The sequence below is a fragment of the Streptosporangium sp. NPDC000563 genome (assembly GCF_040299985.1).
Taxonomy (GTDB): domain Bacteria; phylum Actinomycetota; class Actinomycetes; order Streptosporangiales; family Streptosporangiaceae; genus Streptosporangium.
Window position 1 is genome coordinate 338,884 of sequence record NZ_JBEPDA010000006.1, and the last position, 23,267, is coordinate 362,150.

A 23,267-nucleotide genomic window follows, 5' to 3' on the forward strand; every position below is an offset into this window, starting at 1 on the left:
CGTCAAGGACGGGGAGTTCGACTTCTCCGTCACATGAGACATCGCCGTGGTGCGGGCGACGTCACGGGTGCCGATGGTGTTGAGGGAAAGCCCGAGGGTGAGGCGATCGCTGCGTTCGTGCCGAGCGGAGGGCGTTCTCCGGCGACGGGATTCGACGAGCGCGGACACATGATTTGCTTACCCCCATGGACGACTCGCAGATCGCTCTTTATCTGGACAGATTAGGTGTGACCCGGCCCGTGGAGCCGGGCGTCGAGAGCCTGCGGACCCTGCAACTCGCGCACCTCAGGGCGGTGCCGTTCGAGAACCTGAGCATTCATCTCGGTGAGCCGATCTCGCTCGACCTCGACGCGCTGTACGACAAGATCGTCGTCCGCCGTCGCGGTGGCTTCTGTTACGAGCTGAACGGATTGCTCGCCGAGTTGCTGACCGCGCTCGGCTACCGCGTGACGCTGCTCGCCGCCCGTGTCTTCGGCGGTGGTGGTGTGCCGGGGCCGCTCTTCGACCACCTCGCGCTGCGCGTCGATCTCGACGAGCCGTGGCTGGTCGACGTCGGATTCGGCGACTTCTCCGACGAGCCGCTGCGGCTCGACGGGCGCGCGGAGCAGAAGAACGGCGGTGGCACTTTCCTGGTCGGGCTCGCCCCCGGCGACCACGGCGACCTCGACGTCACGCACAACGGCGACCCGGGTTACCGGCTGACCGCCCGGCCCTACGAGCTGGCGGACTTCGTCCCGATGTGCTGGTGGCAGCAGACCTCTCCGAAGTCGCACTTCACCAAGGCGCCGGTCTGCTCGATGCGCACGGCCGAGGGCCGGATCACGCTCCGCGACCGCAAGCTGATCCACACCGTGGACGGCGAGCGCACGGAACGCGACCTGGACGAGAACGAACTTCTCCCCGCCTACCGCGACCACTTCGGGATCACTCTCGACCGGATCCCGTCCGCCAAGGCGTGACCTTCCGCTCCCGGTCTGCCCGGTGACGAGTGGGGAAGGGGTGTCAGGCGGTCTGGCGGTCCTCGTTCCTGCTTGTGCGGATCTGCTGGATCCGCTGCTTGCTCAGTCCCAGCAGCTCCCCGATGTCGGGGTCGGACAGGCCGAGCCCGGCCAGTTGGTCGACACGGGCCCTGGCCGTCCTGGTGTAGTCGTCGGCGATCGCGGCCGCCCGCCGCTGAAGCTCGGCGAAGTCGTTCAGGTCGTCCTCGGTGAGACCGGGCAGGGTGTAGTGGAACACCGGGACGGGCGGCTGGTCGCGGTCGGTGAAAAGGAAGGGAAACCCTTCTGCGATGTCGCCGTGCAGCTCTTTCAGGGACCGTGCGGACATGCCGCCCGCCACGCCCTGTACGGTCGCGAGCCACAGCGTGCCGGTCTTGGTGACGTGAACGTCAACGCTGTCCTGGGCGCCCATCAGTCCTCCAGCCAGTCATCACCGAAGAGGAAAGCGAGCCCTCGTTCGAGATTGTCCACAACGTGAGGTGTCTCGCCCGGATACAGCGGGACGATCGCACGGGCCACGACGCGGCCTGCGGCGTCCCACAGCAGCAGGAAGCGTTGCCTTCTGGTCGTCTCGGCCCAGTCGCAACGCAGACCGTGGTCGCGGGCGAGAGTCGTGATGCGGTCGCGGATGGCCGCGTAGTCGTCTCGTTCCACCACACGCGGCAGACTATATCCCTTGCTTACCAGCGACAATGCCCCTTGTCGGCATGTTCGTTATGGTGTGTCGCCCTCTACGGCCGGTCATTCCGGGACAACCGGATCATTTTTTTGGTCGCAAGATTCCCGCTGGGGCCGACAGCTTCGATCGATCACGCGAGACCGGAAACGGGTGTGGTGGCCGAGGCGGGAACGACCGGCCTGGCGGGCTCCAGGAGGGCGAACACGGCTCGGGTCAGGCGGAGGTGAGGGAGCGGTCGCGGTTGACGAGGGCGGCGTAGGGGCCGTCGGCGGCGAGGAGTTCGTCGTGGGTGCCGCGTTCGACGACGCGGCCGTGGTCGAGGACCACGATCTGGTCGGCGTCGCGGATCGTCGACAGGCGGTGGGCGATCGTGATGGTGGTCCGGCCCCGCGACAGGGTGTCCAGGGCTTCCTGGACGGCGCGTTCGGTCTGGGTGTCGAGGGAGCTGGTGGCCTCGTCGAGGATGAGCACGGGCGGGTCGCGCAGCAGGGTCCTGGCGATGGCGAGGCGCTGCTTCTCGCCGCCGGAGAAGCGGTAGCCGCGCTCGCCGACCACGGTGTCGTACCCGTCGGGCAGTGCGGCGATGTGGTCGTGGATCCGCGCGGCCCGCGCGGCCGCGACGACCTCCTCGTCGGTGGCGGAGGGGTTGGCGAACCTGAGGTTGTCGGCGATGGAGGAGTGGAACAGGTAGGTCTCCTGCGAGACCACGCCGACCGTCTCGGCGAGCGCCTCGAAGGTGAGGTCGCGCACGTCCACCCCGTCGATCGTGACCCGGCCGCCCGTCACGTCGTACAGGCGGGGCAGCAGATAGCTCAGCGTGGTCTTGCCGGAGCCGGTCTCGCCGACCACGGCCAGGGTGGTGCCGGCGGGGACGGTGAGGTCGATGTCGGAGAGGGTCGGGGTGTCGCCGTAGGCGAAGTCGACGTGCTCGAAGCGGATCTCGCCGCGTACGGTCTCCGGTGTGCGGGTGCCGGGGTGGATGTCCACCGGCAGGTCCAGATACTCGAAGATCCGGGCGAACAGCGCGAGGGAGCTCTGCACGTCGACGCCGAGCCGCAGCAGCGACACGGCGGGCCGGAACAGGTTCATCTGCAGCGTGGTGAAGGCGACGACGGTGCCGATGGAGACGACCGAGGTGAGCCCGGTGGCCCAGTAGATCACCGCGGGCATCGCCGCCATGATGATCTGGATGGTGGACTGCCGCCAGCGCCCGGCCATGCTGGAGCGGACCTCCAGGTCGGCGAGCTCGTCGGAGGCGGCGGAGAACCGCCCGGCGAGCTCGGGGCCGCGGCCCATCGTCCGGCCCAGCAGGATGCCGCTGATCGAGAGCGACTCCTGGACCATCGACGACATGGCGGCCATCTTCCGCTGCCGCTCGGAGGTGATCTTTCTGCGTTCCCTGCCGACCCTGCGGCTGATCGCGACGAAGACGGGGAGCAGCAGCAGCGACACGATGGTGAGCCGCCAGTCCAGCACCAGCATCGCGATGATCGTCGCCACCACGGTGGTGAGGTTGGAGACCATCGAGGCCGCGGTGGAGGTGACCACCAGCTGCATGCCGCCGATGTCGCCGGCGATGCGCGACTGCACCTCGCCGGTCCTGGTGCGGGTGAAGAAGGCCATGGACATGCGCTGTAGGTGGCCGTAGACGCTGGTGCGCAGGTCGTGCATGACGCGCTGGCCGACCCCGGTGGAGATCAGCGTCTGGACGACGTCGAGCACGCTGGTGACGACGGCGACCGCGACCATGCCGAGCGCGAGCAGCGTGAGCAGGCCGGTCCTGCCGTGCGGGATCGCGTCGTCGAGCACCGCGCGGAGCATGAACGGGGAGGCGAGCGAGACGAGGGAGGACAGTCCGATGAGGATGCCCACGATGGCGAGGCGGCCCCGGTAGGGGCGGAAGAGGGCGATGACGCGTCGCAGGGGGGCGCGAGGTTCGTCGTTCACCTCAGGTGTTTCGTGCCGTATGGCACTTTTGGTTTGTTCCTCCATGGAACTCCTTTCTGATGTAGTCTCAAACAGAGGTTAACTCACATTCATTCCCTATGGCACTGGGATAGGTTCGGCGCTGTGGAGACGGAACTGGCCGACCTGGTGCACGGCGTCGGCCGTCGGCTGCGGCAGGGGTACGGTGAGCGGCTCGGGCCGCTCGGCCTGAGCCCCGGTCAGGCGCGGGCGCTTCGGGTCATCGTCGACTCCGAGCCGCCGCTGAAGATGGTGCAGCTCGCCGAGAGGCTGCGGATCGTGCCCCGCTCGGTGACCCCGGTGGTCGACGCGCTGGAGGAGGCCGGGCTGGTCCGTCGCGAGGTCGATCCCGCCAACCGCCGCTCCACCCTGCTCGTGGTCACCGGCGAGGGCAGGAAGCGGTACGAACAGGTGCGTGAGGCGCGCAGGCGGGTGGCCGAGGAGCTGTTCTCCGTGCTCACCCCCGAGCAGCAGGACCGGCTCGGGGAGCTGCTCGGCACGGTCGACGCGCAGTCCGTCTGACCCGGCCGCCACCGGGGGGCGCGGGTGGTGGGCCTCGGTTCTCCTGCGTTTCGGTGGGAGCGGGTGACAACCTTTCAGCTGGTTTTCAGCCGGTCCGGTGAAAGCGGCTGACGGGTTCAGCCGGTCCGGTGGAGGTGGCCGGCCGGTTTCAGCCGGTCCGGTGGAAGCGGGCGACGGCGAGGGCGAGCATGAGCAGGCCCGCGCCGCCGACCAGCAGGAGTTCGAGCGCCATCGGGACGGCCCATCCCGACCAGGACACCCCGGGACCGTACACGGCCATCACCTCGGGCGGGACGGACAGGTGGGCGAAGACGACCTGACGCGCGGGGTCGACCGCGTACGTCAGAGGGTTCAGCAGCGTCACGGTGCTCATCCACCCGGGCAGGTTGGTGAGCGGGAACAGCGCGCCCGACAGGTACATGAGCGGCATGATCGCCATCTGGGCGATCCCCTGGAACGACTCCATGCTCGTCATCCGCGCGGCGACGAGCACGCCGAAGGCCGACATGGTGAAGGCGGTCAGGAACATCACCCCGACCAGCGAGACGATGAGAACCGGGTCGTAGGGTACGCCGACCAGTCCCGCCATGGCCACGATCACCAGGCTCTGCAGCGTCGCGACCAGCGCACCGCCGAGTATCTTGCCGACCACGATCGCGGTACGGCTCACCGGGGCGACGAGCATCTCCCGCAGGAAGCCGAACTCGCGGTCCCAGACGATCGACGAGGCGGAGAACATCGCCGTCAGGATCACCGTCATCGAGATCACGCCGGGGAACATGAAGGTCTTCAGGTCCACGCCGTCGGGAACCCCCGGCATCAGGGACCCGAATCCCGTGCCGATGATGAAGATCCACATGAATGCCTGGAAGAGCATCGCCGTGACCCGCTTGCCGTCGGTGGCGAAGCGGATCAGCTCCCTGCGGAGCACCACCTTCACCGCGCGCAGGTTGTGGGCGGCGCCGCGCAGCGGGACGCGGGGCGTGGCCGTCTCAGCCGCGACCATGGGCCGGCACCTCCTCGTCGTGGGCCTTCCCGCCCACGGAGCCCACAGAGCCCTCGCCGTCCCTGCCGTCCCCGGTCTCCGCGTGGGTCTTCGTGCCCGCGGTGTCGTCGCCTTCGGCGTTCGTGCCGTCCTCGATCTTCGCGTGGGCCTTCCCGCCCACGGCGCCCTCGCCGTCCCCGGTCTCCGCGTGGGCCTTCGCGCCGACCTGTTCGGGGCCGCCGGTTCTCCCGTTCCCCCCGGTGTCCTCCGCGTCGCGGATGGTCGAGCCTGTGTAGGAGAGGAAGACGTCGTCCAGGGAGGGGCGGGTCATCTGGACGGAGAGGATGGGGACGCCCAACTCGGCGAACAGGCGCGGGACGAACTCCTCGCCGCTGGGGACGGAGAAGGTGAGTCCCCCGTCGCGGGCCTCGGCCTCCACCGAGAGGCGTTCCCGCAGCATGACGGTGGCGGCCGGGTCGTCGCCGGTCTGGATGCGGATCCGGTCCCTGCCCACCGCGGCCTTGAGCGCTTCGGGGGTGTCCAGCGCCACGACGGAACCGTGATCGATGATCGCGATGCGGTCGCAGTGCTCGGCCTCCTCCAGGTAGTGCGTCGTCATGAAGATCGTGATCTTCTCCAGGTCGCGGAGCTCGGTGATGTACCCCCAGATGGCCGCGCGGGTCTGCGGGTCGAGCCCGACCGTCGGCTCGTCGAGGAAGAGCACCCGGGGGGAGTGCAGCAGGCCACGGGCGATCTCCAGGCGCCGCCGCATGCCGCCGGAGTAGGTGTGCACCCGGTCGTCGCGGCGCTTCCACAGGCCGACGATGTCCAGGACCCGCCTGATCCGGTCGTCGATGGCGTTCTTGGGCAGGCCGTACAGCTCGGCGTGGAAGCTCAGGTTCTGCGCGCCGGTGAGGTATCCGTCGACGGTCGGTTCCTGGAAGACCAGGCCGATGTCGCGCCTCACCTCGTCGCGCCGCCGCACGATGTCGTGCCCGCCGACGGTCGCGCTGCCCCCGCTGGGCCGGATCAGCGTGCACAACATGTTGATCGTCGTGCTCTTGCCGGCCCCGTTGGGACCCAGCAGGCCGAACACCTCGCCGGGGGCGACGTCGAAGTCGACGCCCCTGACGGCCTCGATCTTTCCGTACTCCTTGCGCAGTCCCCTCACGGACACCGCCGCGCCATCGTCCACCTCACCGCCCCCCGCGAGGGGAGAAGAACGGCAGGAAGGGGGCAGTGCTCCCAGTGCTCCCAGTTCCCCCGGTGCTTCCGGTGCTTCCGGTGGCCTGCGACATGGCGAGCAGGACGCCCGCGCCACCCGTCGCCAGGTCCATGGAGATCCGGAAACCCCTGGTACCGGTGAACGCGAGGTGCCCCTGGAAGGAGACGGCGTGCTCGCACAGGTCACGCAGCCGCCGGTCCTCCGCCGCGTCGTCCGTCCCGCCGTTCGAGAGCTGGGAGAGCCGGGAGAGTACGGCCACCTGTCCGGCCATGCCGCGGAAGAGGTCGGCCTGCAGCGAGACGCGCGTCCGGCAGGCGCGCAGCAGGCCGGGGAGGCTCGCGCGCACCCGGTCGTCCTCGCGGTGGGCGAGGAGTTCGGCGGCGACGAGGGCGATGCCCGCGCTGCCGACGTCGAGGTAGGGCATCGTGCGCACGCCCGCCTCCTCGACCACGAGCCAGCCGTCCGCGGTCGTCACGCACCGGTCGAGGTCCAGCCCGACGGCTCGGGCGGCGTGGTCGAGGAGGGCGGGGTCGCCGGTCCGCTCGAACAGCCGGACGAGGAAGAGGGCCACTCCGCACCAGCCCCGCATGAGGCCGGCCTCCAGGGGCCGGGTGGGGGCCGGGAGCCCCGGGCCGCGTGCCGTGCCGGGGTCTCCGCGTTCCACCGCGTCGGCCAGCCGGTCGGCGACGGCGAGTGCCGCGGTGAGATGCTCCGGCCTGCCCTGGGTGCCCGCGAGGTGCGCCAGCGCCGCCCCGATGCCGGCGTACCCGGAGAACATCGAGATGTTCGCGCGATCGGGCACCGGCTGCCGGTCGAGCAGCTCGGCCGCCTCCTGTGGGTATCCCAGGTGGTCGAGGGTGTAGGCGATGCCGGCGGTCCCGTCGTAGAAGCCGGGGCGGCGCGGTCTGTCGCGCCGTACGGCGTCGAGCAGCCACCTCTCGTGCTCCGGATGCCTGCCGTGGCCGGTCACCTCCAGTGCCCACAGCACCCCGGCGGCGCCGTAGGCGAACCCGAGCCCGCCGGACACGAACTGGTGCACGTCGCCGGGGAACAGGCGGTCCTCGCGTTCGGGGGTCGCGGAACTCAGGATTCCCCTGGCCAGGGACTCGCGCACCGCCCGCCAGTCCACGGCGGGGGCGTCAGGACCGGCGGGCCCCACCTCCACCTCCACCGGTTCGGTGGCGGGGGAGTCCGGGAGCCCCCGCGAAGGAGCGAGGTGGGAGAGGATCGTCTCGGCCCAGCCGGCGGGAACCGGGAAGTTGTCGCACATCGTGCGTACGAGCCGGTGGACCCGGTCGGGCCGCAGTGCGGTGATCTTGCTGAACGGCAGGAACATGGCAAGGCGTAACGCGGCGAGGGCGTACAGGTCGCGGGCCACACCGTTGGTGTCCCGGCCGGCGAAACCGGTCGCGGCCAGTCCCGGCCGCCAGTCGGTGTCCGTGGCATCGAACGCCAGTTCGAAATCGACCAGGGCCACCGTCTCGTCGGGCCGGACGATGACGTTGCCCAGGTGCAGGTCGCCGAAGACCACCCCGCGGGCGTGTATCTCGGCGATCAGCGCCTCGACGCGGTCGGTGATCTGCACGGCCCTGCGAGTGTAGGACTCGATGTCCTCGGCCGTGGGCTCGGCCATGACCACCCAGGGATGGGCGGTGCCGCACCACACGTTCAGCGGCTGCCCCTCGACGTACTCCTCGACCAGGAAGCGGTGCCCCGCCACGTCGAGCTCGTCGTACAGGGCGGGGACCCCGGGGATGCCGCGCAGCGCGGTGAGGGCCCAGCTCTCGCGTTCCATCCTCGTCGTCGCGTCGTGATGGTTGGCGTCCACCGCCGCGTGCGGGCGGGCCTCCTTGAGCACGACCTGGCTGTCGTCGGTGCGGCGGGTGGCGAGGTAGACGCCCCCGGCGTTGGAGAAGTGCAGGGCCCGGCGCACCAGGTAGGGGAGCTCGGCGCCCGCACCGTCGCGACGGGAGTCCAGGTGCGGCTGGAGGAAACCGGGCAGTTCCACCCATTTGGGCGGGTCGAAGAACGGCCTGCGCCGGTCGGGCAGCAGGGTGCCGTCGGGGTGACGGACCGCGAAGACGGTCTCGCCGTGCTCGTCCACGCACGTCATCTCGGTGAAACCGCCGTAGCGGACGTACAGCGGGCCGTCGCCCCAGCGCAGGTCGCTGAGGATGTACGGCCCCTGCTCGCCCTTCAGTTCCACCGACAGGTCCGTCAGCACGGCCCGCAACTCCTCCTCGTCGCGCGGGTAGACGGTGACCAGCTTTCCGCTGGAGCCGCGCGGCGAGTACTTGGCGTTGAAGACGAGCAGCATGTTGCGGTCGCGCAGGTGCTTGAAGGGGATGCCGCGCTCGACGCAGTAGTCCCAGGCGGCGGAGCAGAGCCGGTCGGCGTTCTCCAGCGTCGCGGACAGGTGGACCTTCCAGCCCTGCTCGGCGGTGGTCCGGCCCTGCGGGCGCAGGGACACCCAGACCCCGCGCTCCTTGCGCACCCACCCCTCGGGAACGGCCGTGCCCGACACGGTGAACGCATGGTCCCGGATGAAGCCCACCCCACCCGACCAGCGGGTGGGCTCCTCGAAGAAGAGGGGGTCGGCCAGGGTGTAGATCTGCATCATGTCCTGCACGCGTGGTGCTCCTCGCCCGTGCTCGTCGCTCCCGCGCCGTCCCCGCCGCCACCGTCGCGCTCGCGGTCCCCGTTGCTCTTGCCGTCCGCTTCGCTCTCGCGTTCCCGGTTGCTCCTGTCGTCCGTGTCGCTCTCGCCGTCGGCGGAGAGGGACCCGCGCAGTCGTTCCAGAAGGCCGATCATCGTCGACAGCGGGGGCGCGCCCGCCGCGTCCTGGCGTCCGGTGCTGAGGCTTCTCGTCGCCCGTACCGGTGCCACCACGACGTTGCGCCGTTCGGAGAGGGTCCGCAGATGGCCTTGCAGCGTCGGGTTGTCCAGCGCTCCGGGGGGCAGCGAGGGCGCCAGCGCGATGGGGGCGGAGGTGCACTGCAGGGAGAGCAGCGCGGGGGTGTCGGCGAGCCCGAGCGCGAGCCTGGAGATGAAGTTCACGCACGCCGGATAGACGATCACGCTGTCGCTCCACTCGGTGAGCCGCACGTGCAGCGCGTCCGGCCGCGCCTCCTCGGGCCACCGGTCCCGCACGACCTCCCGGCGGACGAGCACGCTCAACGCCTCCCCGCTCACGAAGCGCTCCGCGCTCGGGGTGAGGACGACCTGCACCTCGAGGTCCCGGTACGCCGTGATCAGCCAGTTCAGCCAGAACGGCAGGTACATCGCGGCGATGGCGCCGGTGCCGATCACGAGCAGGCGCTCGCCGCCGAACTCGGGGGGCCGGCGGTCGGCCGGTGTGTCGGTCACCGCGCGTACTCCTTCGGGCTCGTGGCGGGCTTCGGCCTGGTGACGAGCCACCTGAGGTGGTGGATGAGCGCCCTGATGCCCCTCGGGCGCTCGGCCTCGGGACCCCGGACCAGCCGGGTGAGAACATCCGCGCCCTGCTTTTCCCACATATGCCGATAAATGGCGTAGAAATGCACGTCCCAGAGGCATCCCCGGAAGAACATGTGCTTGGGGAGGGTCGCCTCCTTGGGAATGAGGTCACCGACCCAGCCGATCCGGTCGATACTGGCGTCCGTGGTGACGAAATATACTTTTCTTATGTCTTCCCAGGTGGCGAACGCGTAATTCACCAGAAGCATCATCGCCTCGCCGCCGAGGCCGTATCTGGCCTTGTCGGTGTCGGTGAATATGCCGACCTGGATGTGTCCGGCCGGGTCCATCTCGTGCAGGGTCCCGAATCCGACGGTCTCCCCGCTGTGCCGCAGCCTGATCGCGAAAATCGCGGAGATGTCCTGCTTTTTCAGCTGGTCAACGAATACCTTGAGCGGCGGCATGCTGTGCAGTCCCAGGCCGAGAAGGAGCTCGTAGAGGGCGACCCCGTCCGACGGGTCGGCGATGGTGAGCGCCGTCCGCTGAGTCTCGACATGGGGAATGAGCACGACTGTGTCACCTTGAATTCTTTCGGCGGCGATGGTTTCCGGACCCGATGGTCCCGTGGGGATCGAACCGTCCTGAGCTCGTCGATATCTGGACACTAGGTTTGGCGTTCCCGGGTCGTCAACGTTTCGCTATCCGCGGCTATGAGAAAGCGGCGCGCCCGTGAAATGCGGAATCGTTATCCGGCGTTGTCTCGCCGGCGGGACGGGACAGCCAGCCGAGTTCCTGAGCCCGCAACGCCAGCTGAAACCTGCTGGTCGCGCCCGCCGAGCGCATCAGCCCGTTCACCTCGCGCCTGACCGTCCGCTCCGCGACGCCCAGCCGGGCCGCGATGCCGCCATCGGTCAGTCCCTCGGCCAGGAGGCTCAGTACGGCGCCGCGCCGTTGCCCGGCCCCGGTCTCCTGGGGTGGTGGAACGTGCGCGGTGCCCCACAGATGGCCGAAGATGGCCAGCAGCGTGGAGAGGTGACCGGCCCGCGTCACCAGGGTCACGGACGCCACCTCCCCAGGAGGGGGCCGCAGGCTCAGCAGCGCCACCCGCCGGTCGGCGATCACCGCCGACAGCGGGACCGAGGCCAGCGTCCTGGTCCGGGCGTACGGGGGATCGAAGGAAGGGGCCGCGAGAGGTTCGGTCTCCTCGCCGCCCCCGGCGCGCACGACGCACACCGGGCAATTCCCCTCGACGAGCAGCTCTCCCACCCGGCCGGACAGGAGGCGCCCCAGCGGATCGTCGGAGAGCACCGCCAGGACTTCCCGATACCGGCTCTCGGCCATCCGGGAAAACACTTCACGCAGTTCCTGTGGTGTGATTATCCGATCCTCGCTGCTGTTTGTATCGGCGTGGCGCATGAAAATATAATGTCATGGCTAAAGTCTCGGGACCGTCGTCGTTTCCGACTTATGGAAACGCCGGGCATGGCCGTTTTAGGACAGGCCGTTGCGCATTCCGGGGTTCCATAACTATGTTTCGTCAGCGGAACGGCCGGGATTAACGCCTTTATGGCGCTTTCGCTCGTCATCGTTTTTCGGTGCAGGTGTCACGGTGCAGACTCCGTGAAATCCGTGGAATGCGCGCGGTTCACCCTCCGAAGCCGGCGAGGGCGGCGGTGTGTCAGAGAGGAAGACCCGGCCGGCCCGGGGCCGCCACACGGCCGGTCTGACTTTCGAGCCCTCGAAGGAGGTGTCTTAATGGACCTGTCCAACATTCTTGAGCTGCAGGAGATCGACGTCGCACCCGAGTACGCCGATCTCCCCAGTAGCACCATCAGCAACAGCACCTGCTGATTCCTCCGTGTTCGCGGGGGGCGGTCTCGTGCCTCCCCCCGCGTTCGCGGTCACCGGCACACCCGGTGGACGCGGATCTCGCGGCCGGGCGCCGGGTGCAGGGTGCCCTCCCCGGGGCGGGGCACCACACTCCGTGACGGGCCGCGCGACCGCCGATGAGACGGCAAAACGCGCCGCGATCCTTTCCGATTTTCTCTCGCCTTGTGCCCCGAGAAGGGGCCGTGTTCAATTGGGCCCCATGAGCGACATCATTCTGGCGTGCGAAGGACTGCGTAAACGTTATGGCCAGATGGTCGCGGTCGACGGAGTCGGTTTTTCCATTGCGGAGGGCGAGGTCTACGGCCTGCTCGGTCCGAATGGGGCGGGAAAGACGACGACGATTTCGATGATTGTCGGAGTTGTCGAGCGCGACGAGGGAACGGTTCTCGTCGACGGGCAGCCGCACGACGCGCGGAACACGAAGACGAAAGCGCTGATCGGTTACGTGCCCCAGGAGCTCGCGCTTTACCAGGATCTCACGGCACGTCAGAACCTCTGGTTCTTCGGGCAGCTGTACGGCCTTCGAGGACGCCAGGGCAGGAGCAAGGTGGGCGAGGTGCTTGAGACGATCGGGCTGGCCGACCGCGCCGACGAGGCGGTCTCCGCCTACTCGGGAGGCATGGCCCGCCGCCTCAACATCGGGATCGGGCTGCTGAACCGGCCACGCCTGCTGATCCTGGACGAGCCGACCGCCGGAGTCGACCCGCAGAGCCGCAACTCCATCCTGGAGAGCGTGCGGCGCCTGGCGGGGGAGGGGGTGGCCGTGCTCTACACCACCCACTACATGGAGGAGGCCGAGCGGCTCTGCGACCGGGTCGGCATCGTCGACGAGGGCCAGATGAAGGCCGAGGGCACCCGCCGCGAGCTGGTGGACATGGTGGGGGAGAACGACCAGGTGGTCCTGCAGGTGGACGGCGACCTCGACCGGGTGAGGCGCGCGCTCGCCGAGCTGCCGCGGGTCCGCAAGGTGAGCGGCGAGGGCCCGCACATCGAGCTGCTCGTCGAGGGGGCGAGGGCGATCCTGCCCCGGCTCTTCGAGGCCGTGGCCGGCCAGGACGCGGCGATCCGGTCCGCGGAGGTGCGCGAACCCGACCTGGAGGCGGTCTTCCTGCACCTCACCGGTAAGGCGCTTCGGGACTGAGTGGGACGGGGCCTACGGTGCGTGGAATGATCATCATCCTGCTGAAGGACCTGCGCCAGCGGGCGAAGGACAGCACCCTGATCGTTTTCGCGATCGTGCTGCCGCTGGGCATGGCGTTCATCCTCAACGCGGTCCTGGGCGGCACGGGCGGCGACTTCACGGCCCGCTACGCGGTGGCCGACGCCGACCGCGCCGCCGGCGGCGGGTTCGTCCAGCAGGTCCTTGAGCCGATGCGCGACTCGGGCATCGTCACCCTGCGGCCGGTGGCGACGGCCGAGGAGGGACGGGCGCTGACGCAGCGCGGCGAGGTGGAGGCCACCTTCGTCATCCCCGCCGGCTTCTCCGCCGACGTGCGGGCGGGACGCGCCGCCACCCTGGAGATCATCGGAAGTGTCGCCGCGCCCGTCGCGGTCCAGGTCGCCCGCGAGGTCGGGCAGGCCTACGCGACCGGGCTGCGCTCGGTCCAGCTGGCCGTGGCCGTGGTCTCCCCCTCGGGGACGGCGCCGGACGCGGAGCGGGCCGCCCGGCTCGCGGAGCGGGCCGGCGCGCTCCCCGTGCCGGTGTCGGTGCGCGAGGACGCCTCCGCCGTACGGCGGCAGCTGGACGTCACCACCTACTACGCCGCCGGCATGGCGATGTTCTTCCTCTTCTTCGCCGTCGTCTTCAGCATCACCAGCGTCTTCGACGAGCGCAGGGCGGGGACGCTGACCAGGATGCTGGCCGCCCCGATCTCCCGGCCGGCGATCGTGCTGGGCAAGCTGCTCAGCGGCGTCCTGGTGGGCATCGTGAGCATGGCGATCCTCGTCGTGGTCACCACCCTCGTCATCGGCGCCCGCTGGGGCGATCCGCTCGGCGTGGCCGCGCTGGTGGTCTCCGGCGTGCTCGCCGCCACCGGGCTGATGGCCGCGCTCGCCACGTTCGCCCGTACCGCCGAGCAGGCGTCGAACTGGCAGTCGGTGGTGGCGATGGTGCTGGGCATCCTCGGCGGGGTGTTCTTCCCCAGCGCGCAACTCGGCGGGCTCACCGCGCTCGGCTATCTCACGCCGCACAAGTGGTTCATGCAGGGGCTGGCCGACCTGGCCGGCGGAGGGTCGGTGCAGGCCGTGGCGGTCCCGGTCGCGGCACTGCTCGGCTTCGCCGTACTGGGCGGCGCCCTCGCCCTGTCCCGTGTCGGAAGGATGGTGCACGCGTGAAGGCCCTCGCCATAGGGATGGTCAACCTCCGCCGGGTCTTCAGCGACCGCACCAACATCTTCTTCGTGATCGTCGCGCCGTTCCTGATGGTCTTCGTGCTCGGGCAGATGTTCGGCGTCGACCAGCAGCTGAGGCTGGGCGTGGTGAGCGGTCCGGGACCGCTGACGCAGCAGCTGGTCGGGGCGCTGGGCTCCGGCGAGCGCGTCACGGTCGAAAGGATCGGGGACGAGTCCGCGCTGCGCACCGCGGTGGAGCGCGGCGAGCTGCGGGCCGGCGTGGTCGTCCCGGCCGACTACGACGCCCGGATCCGTGAGGGCGGCCAGGTCGAGGTGCGCTACCTGACCCGGCAGCAGGATCCGGGAGCGGCCGAGATCGGCACCTGGGTCCGCTCCGTCGTCCCCCAGCAGGCCGCCCTGCTGCGGGCCGCCCGCTTCGGGCAGCAGGAGGGGGCGGGAAGCTTCGACGAGAGCCTGAGCAGGGCGGGGCAGGCGAGCGTCGCCGAGGTCCAGGTGCGCGTCACCACCACGGGCCGGAGCCTGTTCCCCGAGGGGTTCAACCCCTTCGCCGCCTCGGCTCCGCCGCTGCTGCTGCTGTTCACCTTCCTCACCTCGCTGACCGCCGCGATCGGGCTCGTCGAGACCCGGCTGCTCGGAGTGGCGCGCCGGATGTACGCGACCCCGATCTCGGCCCGCGCCATCGTCGCCGGAGAGGCGCTCGGCCGGATGGTCATCGCGCTGACGCAGGCGCTGCTGATCATGCTCGGCTCCGCGCTGATCTTCGGGGTCGACTGGGGCGACCCGCCGGCGGCGGCGGCGCTCGTCGTCGTCTTCTCCCTGGTCGGGAGCGGGGCCGCCATGCTCCTGGGGTCGGCGTTCAAGACGCCGGGAGCGGTGATCTCCGTCGCCATGATCCTCGGACTGGGGCTCGCCGCGCTCGGCGGCTCCATGCTGCCCCTGGAGTCGTTCGGCGGCGTGATGCAGGTCGTCGCCCACCTGACCCCGCACGCCTGGGCCTACGAGGCCTTCGCCGAACTGGTCAGGAACGGCGGCACCATCGTCGACATCCTGCCCCAGTTCGGTGTCCTGAGCTGCTACGCGGCCGTCCTGTTCGCCCTCGGCGTCTGGCGCCTGCGCCGTGTCCTCACCCGGTAAAGCCGCGACCATTGGAGATGACATGCGTTTCCTGCCCGATCGGGAGAACATCACTGCCGCGGTCCTCGGCCTGGGATACGTCGGCTCGTGCGTCGCCGCCGTCCTGGCCGACCGCGGCGTGAACGTGATCGGGGTGGACACCGACCCCGTACTCGTCGAGGAGCTCAACGCCGGGCACTGCCGGTTCAGCGAGACCGGGCTGCCCGAGCTCGTGGCCCGCCACGCGGGCACCGGCCGCCTGCGCGTCACCACGAGCTACGAGAGCGTCTCCGAGGCGGACGTCGTCATCGTCGCGGTCGGCACACCCACCGGTGAGCGCGGGGTGATGAAGGAGAGCCAGCTGCGCGGCGCCTGCGAGGAACTGGGCCGGCACATCAGGCCGGGCCAGCTCCTGGTGTTCAAGAGCACCGTCCCGCCGGGGGTGACCCGCTCACTCGCCCTGCCGCTGCTGGAGCGCGGCGGCCTGGTCTGCGGTGCGGACTTCGGCCTCGCCTTCTGCCCGGAACGCCTCTCCGAGGGGACCGCGCTGCGCGAGCTGCTCAGCTTCCCCATCATCGTCGGCGGGTGGTGCGCCGACAGCACCCAGGCGGCGGTGACGTTCTGGCGCCGGGCCGTCGGGGTGGAGGTGATCCCGGTGGCCTCCCTGGAGGCGGCCGAGATGGTCAAGCTCGCCGACAACTGGTGGATCGACCACAACATCGCCCTGGCCAACGAGCTCGCCCGGCTCTGCGCCGCGCTGGAGGTCGACGTCCTCGACATCATCTCCGCGGCGAACTCGATCCCCAAGGGCAACGGCAACGTCAACATCCTGCTGCCGAGCGTGGGAGTGGGCGGCTCCTGCCTGACCAAGGACCCCTGGATGGTCTGGCGAGCCGCCAGGCAGCGCGGCATCGACCTGCTGACCATCCCGGCCGCCCGCGAGGTCAACGACTCCATGCCGCACTACACCAGCGACCTCATCGTGCAGGAGCTGGCCAAGCTCGGCAGGTCGCCGGTGGGCGCGAAGGTGGCGGTCCTCGGGCTCGCCTTCAAGAACAACACCGGCGACCTGCGCGAGACACCGGTCAGACCGGTCGTCGAGGAACTACGCAAAGCGGGCGCGGAGGTGAGCCTGTACGACCCGCTGGTCGACGGCGACGAGGCGGAGAAGCTCTTCGGGCTGCCGAGGGCCTCCTCGCTGGAGGAGGCCGTGCGCGGAGCCGACTGCCTGGCGGTGCTCGCCTGGCACCGGGAGTTCGAGGACATCGACCTCGCCGCGCTCCGCGAGCGGGTCGCCCCCTCGTGCGCGGTGGTCGACGGCCGCGCCTACTATCCGCGCGAGACCATAGAGCTGCTGCGCGAGGCCGGGTTCGCCTACCGCGGGATCGGGAGGTAGGGGCCGTGGCGAACGTGGTGGTCACCGGCGGTCTCGGTTTCCTCGGCGGCCATCTCGCCGACGCGCTCTCCCGGCGCGGGGACGAGGTGACGGTCTTCGACGCGGTCTTCGACGGTGGGCCGCCCCCGCCCGGCCGCGACGGCGACGCCCCCCGCCACGTCGGCGGCGACATCAGGGACGCGGAGGCGCTCGCAGGCGCGATCACCGGCGACGTGGACACCGTCTACCACCTCGCCGCCGTGGTCGGCGTCGACCGCTACATCGACCGGCCGCTCGACGTCATCGACATCAACCTGTCGGGGACGAAGAACGTCCTGGAACTCGCCGAGAAGGCCGGTGCCCGGGTCGTCCTGGCCAGCACCAGCGAGGTGTTCGGCAAGAACCCGGCCGTCCCGTGGGCCGAGGACGACGACCGCGTCCTCGGCAGCACCGCCACCGACAGGTGGAGTTACTCCTCCAGCAAGGCGCTGGCCGAGCACCTGACGTTCGCCTACATGCGCCAGCGCGGGCTCGACGCCACCATCGTGCGCTACTTCAACGTCTACGGACCCGGCCAGCGGCCGGGCTTCGTGGTCAGCCGCAGCGTCCACCGCGCCCTGCGCGGCCTGCCGCCGATCCTGTACGACGGCGGCGGGCAGACGCGCTGCTTCACCTTCGTCGACGACGCGATCGAGGCCACGATCGAGGCGGGCACCGCCGCCGCGGCGCTGGGGGAGTGCTTCAACATCGGCAGTTCCGTCGAGACGACCATCCGCGCGGTGATCGAGCTCGTGGTCGAGCTGACGGGCGGGGACGAGGCGGTCCCCGTCGACCCGCGCGACGGCTTCGGCGACGCCTACCAGGACCTGTCGCGGCGCGTTCCCGACACCTCCAAGGCGCTCGCCGTGCTCGGGTGGCGCAGCACCACCACCCTGCGGGACGGCCTGGCCAGGACGATCGACTGGGCGCGGGCCAACCCCTGGTGGCTGGAGCAGCCCGACAGCGGTTCCGGCTGACCGGCGGCCTGCCTCCGCTCAGAGGCAGGCCGCGCGGGTCGCGGCGACGACCGCGTCCACCGCCCGGTCGTCGAGGTGCGGGCCGATCGGCAGGCTCAGCACCTCGTCGGCGAGCCGCTCGGCCAGCGGCAGCGATCCGGGCGCGTACCCCTCGCGGGCGTAGGCGGGGGAGCGGTGCACCGCGATCGGGTAGTGCACGAGCGTGCCGATCCCGGCGGCGGCGAGCCGCTCCTGAAGCTCCCGCCGGCGGGCGGTGCGCACCACGAACAGGTGCCAGACCGGCTCGGCCCACGGGGCCGGCACGGGCAGCAGCAGGTCGCCCACGCCCTTGAGCTCGTCCAGGTAGCGCGCGGCCACGGCACGGCGGCGATCGTTCCACTCGTCCAGCCACGCCAGCTTGACCCGCAGCGTGGCGGCCTGCATCTCGTCCAGCCGGGAGTTGGCGGCCACGACCTCGTGCCGGTACTTCTCGCGGGCCCCGACGTTGCGCAGCAGCCGCACCCGCGCCGCCAGCTCCGCGTCCCCCGTCACGACGGCGCCGCCGTCGCCGAGGGCGCCGAGGTTCTTGCCGGGATAGAAGCTGAACGCGGCGGTGGCGCCCGACCCCACCCGGCGGCCGTGCTCGCGGGCGCCGTGGGCCTGTGCCGCGTCCTCCAGGACGCGCAGGCCGTGCCTGGCCGCTATCTCCTCGACGGCGCCCAGGTCGGCGGGGTGGCCGTACAGGTGCACCGGCATGATCACCTTGGTGCGGGGGGTGACCGCCTCCTCGATCCGCGCGGGGTCCAGGGTGCAGGTGCGCTCGTCCGGCTCCACCGGCACCGGCCGCGCGCCGACCCTGGAGATCGCCACCCAGCTCGCGATGAACGTGTGGGACGCGACGATCACCTCGTCGCCCCGGCCCACGCCCATCGCGCGCAGGGACAGCTCCAGCGCGTCGCAGCCGCTGCCCACCGCCACGCAGTGCGCGTTGCCGCAGTAGGCCGCGAACTCCGCCTCGAACGCCTCCACCTCGGGACCCATGAGATACCAGCCCGAGCTCAGCACCCGCTGGAGCGCCGCGTCGAGGTCGTCCCGCAACTCCTCGTACGGGGCCCGCAGGTCGAGGAAGGGGACCTTCACGCCCCGCTCCGCGCGTCTCGCAGGAACTCGTCGTAGTCGCGGTAGTAGTCGCCCTCGTCGTAGGGCTCGGAGACCAGCCACAGACCGACCGTCCCCGGTGCGAAGTCGACCATGTCCCGCCAGACCATCGGGGTCATGTAGAGCCCCAGCCGGGGGTGGTCGAGCACGAACGTGCGCCGGTTGAAGCCGTCGTCCACCTTCACCTCGAAGCGGCCGTGCACGGCTATGATCAGCTGCCGCAGGCGGCGGTGGCCGTGCCCGCCGCGCCGGGTGCCCGGCGGCATGTCGAACATGTAGTAGGCCCGCTTGACGTCGAAGTCGATCTCCTTGCCGGACTCGACCACGCACAGACTGCCCCGAGGGTCGACGATCTCCGGAAGCTCGACGAGGCGGCATGGCTCGACCCTGCCGACCGCGAGGTCCTCGCCGCCGTTCACCGAAGAACTCATCGAGCCTCCACCCTCCCTCGGACGAGGGGTCGTTCCGCCCCGTCCCGTCTCGCCAGCGGGACAAACGCTATTTTTCGAGAACCCGGCGGTCAAGTGATTCTCGGCGCCTTGGAAGCCCTCCGGAAGAACGAATGCAATGGACTAACGAGATTTATATAATTACTCTCCGGCGAAGGCCGTGCGATCCAAAGACCGGAGGGTCGGAATATGACCAGCCTCCCCCAGATATCACATTCTCTGCGCCGGGAGAATAACGAATTCAGAGCCCGCCTCACTAAATCGTCCATGGCCAGGGACAGCGCCGTCCTGCCGCTCGCCGAGTTCAGGGAGTGGTTCGCCGAACGCCACCGCACGGAGCGCGCCGAGGTCACCAGGATCCCCTTCGCCGACCTCGACGGCTGGAGCTTCACGCCGGGCAGCGGCAACCTGGTCCACCGCAGCGGACGGTTCTTCTCGGTGGAGGGGCTGCGGGTCAGCACCCGCTCGGACCCGGCGGAGGGCTGGTCGCAGCCGATCATCAACCAGTCCGAGATCGGCATCCTCGGCATCCTCGCCAAGGAGATCGACGGCGTCGTCCACTTCCTCATGCAGGCCAAGATGGAGCCGGGGAACGTCAACTCCGTGCAGCTGTCGCCCACGGTGCAGGCCACGCACAGCAACTACGTGGGCGTGCACCGCGGCGCGGGCGTGCCCTACCTGGAGTACTTCACCCGGCCCCGGCCCGGCAGCGTGCTCGTCGACGTGCTCCAGTCCGAGCACGGCTCCTGGTTCTGGTGCAAACGCAACCGCAACATGGTCGTCGAGGTGACCGAGGACGTCGAGGTCCGCGACGGCTTTCGCTGGCTCACCATCGGCCAGCTGCAGGAACTGCTGCGTGTCGACAACCTCGTCAACATGGACTCCAGGACCGTGCTCGCGTGCGTCCCCTTCGACGGCGCGATCCTCGCCGACGGCGACCGCGAGGATTGCGATGACTTTCTGGGAGCGCTGCGCCGCTCGGTGGTGAGCGGCGGGGCCGCCCTGCACACCACCTCCAGCCTGCTGAGCTGGTTCACCGCGGCGAGAAGCAGCAAGCTCGTCGACCGCTGGTGCGTGAACCTGGAGCAGGTCACCCGCTGGAAGCGGTCCCGCGACGAGATCGCCCACGAGGAGGGAAAGTACTTCACGGTCGCCGCGGTCGCGGTGAGCGGGGCCGGCAGGGAGGTCGGCTCGTGGAGCCAGCCGCTGTTCGTGCCGGTGGGCCAGGGCGTGGTCGCCTTCGTCGTCAAGCGGATCCACGGCGTGCTGCACGTGCTGGTCCACGCCAGGATGGAGGGCGGCCTGCCGGACATGGTCGAGCTGGCCGCCACCCTGCAGTGCGCGCCCGAGAGCTACGAGGGGGTGCCCGCCGACCGGCGCCCGTACTTCATGGACTACGTGCTGAACGCCGACCGCTCCCGGATCCGCTTCGAGTCGCTGCTGTCGGAGGAGGGCGGGCGCTTCATGGGCGCGGTGATCAGATACCTGGTGATCGAGGCCGACGACGACTTCCCCGTCGAGGTGCCCGAGGACTACACCTGGGTCACCGTCGGCCAGCTGTCCGGGCTGCTGCGGCACAGCTACTACCTCAACGTCCAGGCCAGAACGCTCGTCGCCTGCCTGCAGGGACTCTGGGGAGGAGAGCGTTGACGACGACCTCACCCGTGCGCATGGGCGTGCTCTCCTGCGCGGACATCGCCTGGCGGCGCACGCTCCCGGCGATGGCGGAGGCCCCGGCCGTGCTGCCGGTCGCGGTCGCGAGCCGCGACGCGGCCAAGGCCGAGACCTTCGCCCGGCGCTTCGGCTGCGACGCGGTGACCGGGTACGGAAACCTCCTGGAGCGCCCCGACGTGGAGGCGGTCTACATCCCGCTGCCCACCGGGCTGCGCGCCGAGTGGGTCGACCGCGCGCTGCGGGCGGGCAAGCACGTGCTGGCCGAGAAACCGCTGGCCACCAGCCGTGCCGAGGCCGAGAGGCTGCTCGCCCTCGCCGAGGAGCGCGACCTGCTCCTCGTGGAGAACCTCGTCTTCCCGCACCACTCCCAGCACGAGGAGGTGGGCCGGCTGCTCGACGACGGGACGATCGGGCGGCTGCGCTCCTTCACCGGCGACTTCGGCATCCCCCCGCGCGACCCCGGCGACTTCCGCTACCGGCCGGAACTCGGCGGCGGCGCCCTGTTCGAGGTCGGCGTCTACCCGATCCGCGCCGCGCGGCTCTTCCTCGGCGACGACCTCGAGGTCTGCGGCGCGTTCCTGCGCTACGACGCCGCCAGCGGTGTGGACGTCGAGGGAAGCGCGCTGCTGTGCTCGCCCGGGGGCGTCACCGCGCAGATCAGGTTCGGGTTCGAGCACTCCTACCGCAGCTCGTACGCGCTGTGGGGCTCGGAGGGGTCGATCCTGCTGGACCGCGCCTACACCCCTCCGGACTCGATGCGCCCCGTCGTGCGGATCGAGCGGCAGGACCTCGTGCAGGAGCGGACGCTCGCCGCCGACCGCCAGTTCGTCAACATCCTGGAGTCCTTCGCGCGATCCGTGCGGGAGGGCGACGGGCAGGCCGGGCACACGAAGCCGGCCCTCGCCCAGGCCGAGCTCGTCGACGCGATCCGCGAGCGGGCCCGGCGGATAACGATATGAACATGAAAAGCGAGGAAAGTGGCCGCCGGCCGCGTCCCCGTGCCCTGATAAAACGCCCCCGCGCCTCTTTGTCTCGCACGCAGGCGGCGGGCCGCGCTGCGATTTACAGCTGATTCACCCCGTGCCATCCAGAATCGAGGAGCAAAGTATGTCTGCCACGTCGCGGTGCCGTGTCTGCGCCGGATCCCTCGCTGAATTCTTCGACTTCGGGCGCCAGCCGCTCTCCGACGCGTTCGTCCGCCCCGGCGATTTCGCGGACGAATTCTTCGTGCGGCTCGCCGTCGGGATATGCGAGGCGTGCACGATGGTTCAGCTCATGGAGGAGATCCCCCGCGACCGCATGTTCCACGAGGACTACCCGTACGTGTCCTCGGGGTCGGCCGTCATGCGCGCGCACTTCGAGAAGCTGGCCAGGCGGCTGCTCGCCACCGAGCTGACCGGCGAGGACCCGTTCGTGGTCGAACTCGGCTGCAACGACGGGGTGATGCTGAAGGCGATCGCCGACGCCGGGGTGAGGCACCTGGGGGTGGAGCCGTCCGGAGGGGTGGCGGAGATGGCGCACGCCAAGGGCATCCGCGTCCGCAAGGACTTCTTCGAGGAGACGACCGCGAAGGACATCCTCGCCGTCGACGGCAGGGCGGACGTCATCTACGCCGCCAACACCCTGTGCCACATCCCCTACATCGAGTCGATCCTGCGCGGGGTGACCGCGCTGCTCGCCCCGACCGGCGTCTTCGTGTTCGAGGACCCCTACTTCTCCGAGATCGTCGAGCGCACGTCCTTCGACCAGATCTACGACGAGCACTTCTACTTCTTCACCGTCCGCGCGGTCCAGGCGATGGCCGCACGCTTCGACCTGGAGCTCGTCGACGTCGAGAGGCTCCCGGTGCACGGCGGCGAGGTCCGCTACACGCTGGCCCACGCGGGCACCAGGACGCCGACGGCCGCGGTGGCCGAGCTGCTGGCGGACGAGAACAAGCGCAACCTCGCGGCCATGCCCACGCTGAAGGGCTTCGCGCGCAACGTCGAGCGGATCCGCGACGACCTCGTCGCCCTGCTGCGCGACCTGCGCGACGACGGCAAGCGGGTCGTGGGCTACGGCGCGACCGCCAAGAGCGCGACGGTGACCAACTACTGCGGCATCGGCCCGGAGCTGGTCCCGTTCGTCTGCGACACCACCGTCGCCAAGCAGGGCAGACTCACCCCCGGATCGCACATCCCGGTCCGCGAGCCCTCGGCGTTCGCCGAGCCGTACCCCGACTACGCGCTGCTGTTCGCCTGGAACCACGCCGAGGAGATCATGGCCAAGGAGCGCGCCTTCCGTGAGGCGGGCGGCAGGTGGATCCTGTACGTGCCCGAGGTCCACGTCGTCTGATCGCCCGCGCCCGGCCTCAGCCCGCCGTGTCGCGGTGGTGGGCGGTGAGTCTTTCCAGTTCGGGGACGAGTTGGTTGGGGCCGGGGGTGGTGAGGGTTTCCTGGCGGAGTCGTTGGGCG

General features: G+C 70.1%; 22 protein-coding genes. 11 read left to right on the forward strand and 11 right to left on the reverse strand.

Annotated elements, in window-relative coordinates; genetic code table 11:
- The first annotated feature begins 185 nt into the window (after window positions 1–185).
- Window positions 186–959 carry an arylamine N-acetyltransferase family protein gene (locus ABT352_RS18650; protein ID WP_350946082.1) on the forward strand — a complete coding sequence of 258 codons (774 nt, stop codon included), beginning with the start codon at window positions 186–188 and terminating at the stop codon, window positions 957–959.
- Window positions 960–1,002: 43 nt separating this feature from the next.
- On the opposite strand, the gene ABT352_RS18655 is transcribed toward ABT352_RS18650, so the two are convergent.
- From ABT352_RS18655 to ABT352_RS18665, 3 genes are all read right to left on the reverse strand, one after another.
- The gene (locus tag ABT352_RS18655; protein ID WP_350946083.1) at window positions 1,003–1,410 is read right to left on the reverse strand and encodes a hypothetical protein; all 408 of its coding nucleotides are present in this window, start codon (window positions 1,408–1,410) and stop codon (window positions 1,003–1,005) included.
- Entirely contained in the window at window positions 1,410–1,655 is a 246-nt protein-coding gene (locus ABT352_RS18660) for a hypothetical protein (protein ID WP_350946084.1), read from the reverse strand. The genes ABT352_RS18655 and ABT352_RS18660 overlap by 1 nt, the downstream gene beginning before the upstream one ends.
- A 235-nt stretch (window positions 1,656–1,890) precedes the next feature.
- Complete coding sequence (locus ABT352_RS18665; RefSeq protein ID WP_350946085.1) at window positions 1,891–3,624, reverse strand: ABC transporter ATP-binding protein; 1,734 nt, start codon at window positions 3,622–3,624, stop codon at window positions 1,891–1,893.
- A gap of 123 nt (window positions 3,625–3,747) precedes the next feature.
- Between ABT352_RS18665 and ABT352_RS18670 the strand changes: the two genes are divergently transcribed.
- On the forward strand, window positions 3,748–4,164 hold the full coding sequence (locus ABT352_RS18670) for a MarR family winged helix-turn-helix transcriptional regulator (protein ID WP_350946086.1): 417 nt from the start codon (window positions 3,748–3,750) through the stop codon (window positions 4,162–4,164).
- A 148-nt stretch (window positions 4,165–4,312) separates the two neighbouring features.
- Here the strand turns inward: ABT352_RS18670 and ABT352_RS18675 are convergent, their stop codons facing one another.
- The 6 genes from ABT352_RS18675 to ABT352_RS18700 form a co-directional block, all read right to left on the reverse strand.
- On the reverse strand, window positions 4,313–5,170 hold the full coding sequence (locus tag ABT352_RS18675; protein ID WP_350946087.1) for an ABC transporter permease: 858 nt from the start codon (window positions 5,168–5,170) through the stop codon (window positions 4,313–4,315).
- Entirely contained in the window at window positions 5,157–6,344 is a 1,188-nt protein-coding gene (locus ABT352_RS18680) for an ATP-binding cassette domain-containing protein (RefSeq protein ID WP_350946088.1), read from the reverse strand. The genes ABT352_RS18675 and ABT352_RS18680 overlap by 14 nt, the downstream gene beginning before the upstream one ends.
- Window position 6,345: 1 nt before the next feature.
- Window positions 6,346–8,994, reverse strand: coding sequence for a class III lanthionine synthetase LanKC (gene lanKC, locus ABT352_RS18685; RefSeq protein WP_350946115.1), 2,649 nt, complete (start codon window positions 8,992–8,994; stop codon window positions 6,346–6,348).
- Window positions 8,991–9,740, reverse strand: coding sequence for a flavoprotein (locus ABT352_RS18690; protein ID WP_350946089.1), 750 nt, complete (start codon window positions 9,738–9,740; stop codon window positions 8,991–8,993). The genes lanKC and ABT352_RS18690 overlap by 4 nt, the downstream gene beginning before the upstream one ends.
- Complete coding sequence (locus tag ABT352_RS18695; protein WP_350946090.1) at window positions 9,737–10,378, reverse strand: GNAT family N-acetyltransferase; 642 nt, start codon at window positions 10,376–10,378, stop codon at window positions 9,737–9,739. Before ABT352_RS18695 ends, ABT352_RS18690 begins: the two co-directional genes overlap by 4 nt.
- 139 nt (window positions 10,379–10,517) lie before the next feature.
- Window positions 10,518–11,150 carry a helix-turn-helix transcriptional regulator gene (locus ABT352_RS18700; protein WP_350946091.1) on the reverse strand — a complete coding sequence of 211 codons (633 nt, stop codon included), beginning with the start codon at window positions 11,148–11,150 and terminating at the stop codon, window positions 10,518–10,520.
- Between the two features lie 414 nt (window positions 11,151–11,564).
- On the opposite strand from ABT352_RS18700, the gene ABT352_RS18705 reads away from it, so the two are divergent.
- From ABT352_RS18705 to ABT352_RS18730, 6 genes are all read left to right on the forward strand, one after another.
- Window positions 11,565–11,660, forward strand: coding sequence for a class III lanthipeptide (locus tag ABT352_RS18705; RefSeq protein ID WP_350946092.1), 96 nt, complete (start codon window positions 11,565–11,567; stop codon window positions 11,658–11,660).
- A gap of 238 nt (window positions 11,661–11,898) precedes the next feature.
- Window positions 11,899–12,840, forward strand: a complete 942-nt coding sequence (locus ABT352_RS18710; RefSeq protein WP_350946093.1) for an ABC transporter ATP-binding protein — start codon at window positions 11,899–11,901, stop codon at window positions 12,838–12,840.
- 26 nt (window positions 12,841–12,866) lie between these two features.
- Window positions 12,867–14,033: an ABC transporter permease gene (locus ABT352_RS18715; protein WP_350946094.1), complete on the forward strand. Its 1,167-nt coding sequence runs from the start codon at window positions 12,867–12,869 to the stop codon at window positions 14,031–14,033.
- Window positions 14,030–15,184 (forward strand): ABC transporter permease, encoded by a 1,155-nt coding sequence (locus ABT352_RS18720; RefSeq protein WP_350946095.1) that lies wholly within the window; start codon window positions 14,030–14,032, stop codon window positions 15,182–15,184. The genes ABT352_RS18715 and ABT352_RS18720 overlap by 4 nt, the downstream gene beginning before the upstream one ends.
- A gap of 22 nt (window positions 15,185–15,206) precedes the next feature.
- The gene (locus tag ABT352_RS18725) at window positions 15,207–16,559 is read left to right on the forward strand and encodes a nucleotide sugar dehydrogenase (protein ID WP_350946096.1); all 1,353 of its coding nucleotides are present in this window, start codon (window positions 15,207–15,209) and stop codon (window positions 16,557–16,559) included.
- 5 nt (window positions 16,560–16,564) lie between these two features.
- The gene (locus ABT352_RS18730; RefSeq protein WP_350946097.1) at window positions 16,565–17,554 is read left to right on the forward strand and encodes an NAD-dependent epimerase/dehydratase family protein; all 990 of its coding nucleotides are present in this window, start codon (window positions 16,565–16,567) and stop codon (window positions 17,552–17,554) included.
- A gap of 18 nt (window positions 17,555–17,572) precedes the next feature.
- Here ABT352_RS18730 and ABT352_RS18735 read toward each other — a convergent pair whose 3' ends face one another.
- Together ABT352_RS18735 and ABT352_RS18740 are read right to left on the reverse strand one after the other, a co-directional pair.
- A complete protein-coding gene (locus ABT352_RS18735) occupies window positions 17,573–18,673 on the reverse strand; it encodes a DegT/DnrJ/EryC1/StrS family aminotransferase (protein WP_350946098.1) in 1,101 nt (366 codons plus the stop codon).
- Entirely contained in the window at window positions 18,670–19,122 is a 453-nt protein-coding gene (locus ABT352_RS18740) for a sugar 3,4-ketoisomerase (RefSeq protein ID WP_350946099.1), read from the reverse strand. Before ABT352_RS18740 ends, ABT352_RS18735 begins: the two co-directional genes overlap by 4 nt.
- A gap of 285 nt (window positions 19,123–19,407) precedes the next feature.
- Between ABT352_RS18740 and ABT352_RS18745 the strand changes: the two genes are divergently transcribed.
- The 3 genes from ABT352_RS18745 to ABT352_RS18755 all read left to right on the forward strand — a co-directional run bounded on the left by ABT352_RS18745 (window position 19,408) and on the right by ABT352_RS18755 (window position 23,148).
- On the forward strand, window positions 19,408–20,790 hold the full coding sequence (locus ABT352_RS18745; protein WP_350946100.1) for an NDP-hexose 2,3-dehydratase family protein: 1,383 nt from the start codon (window positions 19,408–19,410) through the stop codon (window positions 20,788–20,790).
- The gene (locus tag ABT352_RS18750) at window positions 20,787–21,773 is read left to right on the forward strand and encodes a Gfo/Idh/MocA family protein (protein ID WP_350946101.1); all 987 of its coding nucleotides are present in this window, start codon (window positions 20,787–20,789) and stop codon (window positions 21,771–21,773) included. The genes ABT352_RS18745 and ABT352_RS18750 overlap by 4 nt, the downstream gene beginning before the upstream one ends.
- Window positions 21,774–21,921: 148 nt before the next feature.
- Window positions 21,922–23,148 carry a methyltransferase domain-containing protein gene (locus ABT352_RS18755; protein WP_350946102.1) on the forward strand — a complete coding sequence of 409 codons (1,227 nt, stop codon included), beginning with the start codon at window positions 21,922–21,924 and terminating at the stop codon, window positions 23,146–23,148.
- Window positions 23,149–23,267: the final 119 nt, after the last annotated feature.